General features: G+C 52.8%; 3 protein-coding genes. All 3 read left to right on the top strand.

The annotated features are described in order from the left end of the window. Positions 1-304: 304 nt before the first annotated feature. Genes B2067_RS08320 through B2067_RS08310 form a run of 3 tightly spaced genes read left to right on the top strand, consistent with a single transcriptional unit; the run spans position 305 to position 4,084 of the window. Positions 305-2,716: a bifunctional diguanylate cyclase/phosphodiesterase gene (locus tag B2067_RS08320; protein WP_297530763.1), complete on the top strand. Its 2,412-nt coding sequence runs from the start codon at positions 305-307 to the stop codon at positions 2,714-2,716. A 46-nt stretch (positions 2,717-2,762) separates the two neighbouring features. Further along, entirely contained in the window at positions 2,763-3,812 is a 1,050-nt protein-coding gene (mutY, locus tag B2067_RS08315; RefSeq protein WP_297530764.1) for an A/G-specific adenine glycosylase, read from the top strand. 2 nt (positions 3,813-3,814) lie between these two features. Then, positions 3,815-4,084 (top strand): oxidative damage protection protein, encoded by a 270-nt coding sequence (locus B2067_RS08310; RefSeq protein WP_301388102.1) that lies wholly within the window; start codon positions 3,815-3,817, stop codon positions 4,082-4,084. The last annotated feature ends 143 nt before the right edge of the window (positions 4,085-4,227 follow it).

Genomic DNA, 4,227 nt, shown 5'->3' with positions numbered 1-4,227 from the left:
AAAAGCCGCTGACCAGCGGCTTTTTTTGTGACCCGCCACCGGTAAAGCCCGCGAATTAGTACTAAACTGATGTGATTGGGAACTCCACTAAGGCGCCTCAAAATGCGCCACATAATAAAAAGTGACCATAAAAAGGCCGTATTGGCCGTCTTGAATTCAGATAACTGACGACGCACTCTGTAGAGCGCGTTTATTCGGATAACCGGCACAGTATGATTGGCAGCAGTATGTACATCAAAATGACACTTCAGGAAGGAGCGCTTCCTTGGCTGCCAAACAACACTCTCGTCGGGAGAGTAGTGCCATGACGCTTTTCAAGACCCAGTCCTTACGCCGGCGCCTTGTTCTTATTTCATTAATCACCACCGGCCTGACACTCCTACTGGCTAACTTTGCCTATATTTCGCTCGAGTATTATCTGGCCAAGCGGGACACGGAGAATAAGTTACAGGTGCTCGGTGACGTCATATCAGACCGTATCACTGCGGCTCTGACGTTTAATGATAAGGCACTGCTTGAAAGCAACCTGAACACACTGCAGTCAGACAGTGCGATCGTGCGTGGCTGTATTTATCGTCAGGACCAGACACTGGCGGCCAGTTATCACTCCAAGGCCCACGAGCGCATCGATTGCCCGAATTACCTGCCACGCGTCGATACTCTTAAGACCTATAACTTCTCGCGCTTTTTTCCGGTCACCCGCGCCGAAGAGCCAATAGGCACGCTGTATATCGAAAGCAGCCGGGATCATTTGCTCGAACGTTTTTTCCAGTTTCTGGTGTTCTCACTCATCATTATGCTGACAGCGTTCGCACTTGCGCTATTCCTCGCCAATAAGCTCAAAGATGTGATCTCCAGGCCAATGCGGGAGCTGAGCGATACCCTGACCGAAATCCTGAACAAGAAGGTCTATTCGATTCGTGCAACCAAGACGAATAACGACGAACTCGGTGATCTGGTCGATCTGTTTAACCGCCTGCTGACCACCATTGATGATGAAAACCAGTCGCTAAAAGCATCTGAAGAACGCTTCAGAAAGCTAACCGCCCTGTCTCCTGTCGGTATTTTCCAGGTCGATCCCAACCAGAACCTGCAGTACGTGAATCAGCGCTGGCGTGATATTCACGGTATGACCAACGACCACCCTGATCTTCAGGACTGGTTCGAGATGATCAACCCGAAAGATCTTGTGAATGTTCAGGAAGCCTGGAACCGGCTGATTCTGGATCAGGAGAGTATTGCTCTGGAGATCCGCCTGACCCGCCCGGACATGGCTTACACCTGGATCCACCTGATGGCGAGTGCGCTCTACGACCGCGACGGCCAGCTGCTAGGTTACTTAGGTGCAATTTCAGATATTTCTGAACTGAAAGCGGCTCAGGTGCAGATGGAAAACCTCGCCTTCTTCGACCCGCTGACAGGACTGGCGAACCGGCGCCTGTTTAAGAGTCGCCTGGTGACCTCAGTGAAGGGAGCGCTCCGTTCCGGCACGTCCATGGCCCTGATGTTTCTGGATATGGACCAGTTCAAGCGCGTCAACGATACGCTCGGGCACGATGCTGGCGACGTTCTTCTCAAAGAAGTATCGAACCGCCTGAGTAACACAGTGCGGGAAAACGATACGGTATCGAGGATCGGTGGTGATGAATTCACAATTCTGCTGACAGACATCAGTTCTGTGCAGGATGTACGCGCCGTTGCAGAAAAGATTCTGCGCGCCATGTCGAAACCCATTCGCGTCAAAGGCCAGGATATCCTTACCTCAGTCAGTATCGGCATCACCATGACGCCCGATGACTCCACCGACACCAACGTGTTGATGAAAAATGCTGACCTGGCCATGTACTCTGCCAAAGAGCAGGGCCGCAACAACTTCCAGTTTTTCTCGGAAGAGATGAATCACTCTATTCTCGAGCACCTCGCCATCGAGAAAGAGATCAACGAAGCGATAGAACGGAATCAGTTCACCCTGTTCTATCAACCAAAGATCAGCCTGTTCGACTACCGCACCACAGGCGTCGAAACGCTGATCCGCTGGCAACACCCAGACAAGGGCATTATTACGCCGGATAACTTTATTCCGGTCGCTGAAGAAACCGGCCAGATCATTGATATTGGTAACTGGGTTCTTGAGCAGGCGTGCCGCCAGATCAGTAGCCTGATCCGCAAGAACATCATGCCTGCGAATGCCAAAGTTGCGGTCAACCTGTCAGCCAAACAGTTCACCGACCCGGATCTCGCCGGTCGTATCCGCAATGTGCTTGAGATCACCGAGATTCCACCGCGCTGCCTGGAGCTGGAGATAACCGAGAGCACGCTGATGGATGATGTTGAAGCGGCTATCCGCATCATGCAGGAGATCAAGTCGACAGGGGTATCTATCGCCATTGATGACTTCGGTACCGGGTACTCGTCACTCTCCTACATCAAGCGCTTCCCGATTGATGTGCTCAAGGTTGACCGTTCGTTTGTCATGGATATTCCGGATGATAAGAACGACATGGCGATCACCGCAGCGGTGATCGCGATGGCCCACAAGCTCGATCTGAACGTGGTCGCCGAAGGCGTAGAGACGGATGAGCAACTCCAGTATCTGCGCCTGAATAACTGTGATGAGGGTCAGGGCTACCTGTTCAGCCGTCCGCTATCTCTCGGGCAGCTGCATCAGTACCTTGTGATCTCGGCTGAGCGTCGCAGCAACAGCTACGAAATCTGAGTCAGATCCTTCATACTGCCCGCCGTTTTAACAGAAACCGGACACCATGAAAGACTCAGCATTCAGTGAGACCGTGCTCGCCTGGTATGAGGTTCACGGTCGCAAGCATCTTCCCTGGCAACAGAACATCACGCCGTACCGTGTATGGGTGTCTGAGATCATGCTACAGCAGACTCAGGTCGCCACCGTTATTCCTTACTATGAGCGCTTTATGGACAGCTTCCCAACTGTCGAAGCGCTCGCCAACGCCACTCAGGATGACGTGCTCCACCACTGGACTGGCCTCGGCTACTACGCACGCGGAAGAAACCTGCACAAATGCGCTCAGACAGTTGTTAGCGAATACGATGGTGAGTTTCCCAGATCGGTTGAAGAGTTAAGCGACTTACCCGGCATAGGCCGCTCAACCGCAGGGGCTATCGCTTCTATTAGTATGGGCATCCGCGCACCTATCCTCGATGGCAACGTCAAACGCGTACTGACCCGCTTCTATGCGATCCCGGGCTGGCCGGGCACCACTGCGGTTGAAAAACAGCTCTGGGAGATTGCTGGCCGACTGACCCCAGAACACAGCCACCAGCAGTATACGCAGGCAATGATGGACCTGGGTGCGACTCTTTGCACACGCTCTAAACCCGCCTGTGGTATTTGCCCGCTGCAGCCTGACTGCCAGGGGTACGCTGAAGGTAATCCAACGCAGTACCCGAACAGCAAGCCAAAGAAAGAAAAACCAGTAAAAAGTACCGTGATGGTGATTTTTGAAAACGAACAGGGTGAGCTTTTACTGAAGCAGCGGCCTCAGAGCGGAATATGGGGCGGGCTCTGGAGCTTTCCCGAAGTCGGAGACACCGCTGAAACGGAGCAGGTTCTTCTCAGCGAGACAGGCCATACAGAGGCTGAGACTCAGGTTCTGAATACCTTCAGGCACACCTTTTCTCACTACCACCTGGACATCACCCCTGTGCACGTAAAAATAAAACGGCCAGCAGCCACGGTGCATGAAAACAACGTCCACTGGTACAATACCTCCTCACCAAGCGCCATTGGTCTGGCTGCACCGGTGAAGAAACTACTTACATTGATCACTCAGGAGTAAGCATGGCCAACACGGTACACTGTCGCAAATACGGTGAAGAACTCCCCGCTCTGACCACTCCGCCTTTCCCCGGACCGGCCGGTGAAAAAATTATGCAGACCGTCTCTGCGAAAGCGTGGGAAGAATGGACAGAACACCAGAAACGCCTGATTAACGAGAAGCACCTGAGCGCAATGGACCCCGAAGCCCGCAAGTACCTGACAGAACAGCGCGAGAAGTTTCTCAGCGGCGGTGATTTTGATCAGGCAGAAGGCTATGTTCCTGAAAATTAAGAAAAATCGCTGAATACCTGTTGACAGTATGCAGCGAGCGCGGTTTAATACGCGCCACTCAACGGACGGACAGTCCTGACGAGATGCCCAGATAGCTCAGTCGGTAGAGCAGCGGATTGAAAATCCGCGTGTCGGTGGTTCGA

The sequence above is a fragment of the Thalassolituus sp. UBA2590 genome (genome assembly GCF_002339775.1).
Classification (GTDB): Bacteria; Pseudomonadota; Gammaproteobacteria; order Pseudomonadales; family Oceanobacteraceae; genus Thalassolituus.
This window is presented reverse-complemented; position numbering and strand designations above follow the sequence as displayed.

What these genes read in the sequence shown, in the direction of transcription:
- B2067_RS08320 (WP_297530763.1), top strand. Translation starts at nt 305, where the DNA reads ATGACGCTTTTCAAGACCCAGTCCTTACGCCGGCGCCTTGTTCTTATT.
- mutY (WP_297530764.1), top strand. Translation starts at nt 2,763, where the DNA reads ATGAAAGACTCAGCATTCAGTGAGACCGTGCTCGCCTGGTATGAGGTT.
- B2067_RS08310 (WP_301388102.1), top strand. Translation starts at nt 3,815, where the DNA reads ATGGCCAACACGGTACACTGTCGCAAATACGGTGAAGAACTCCCCGCT.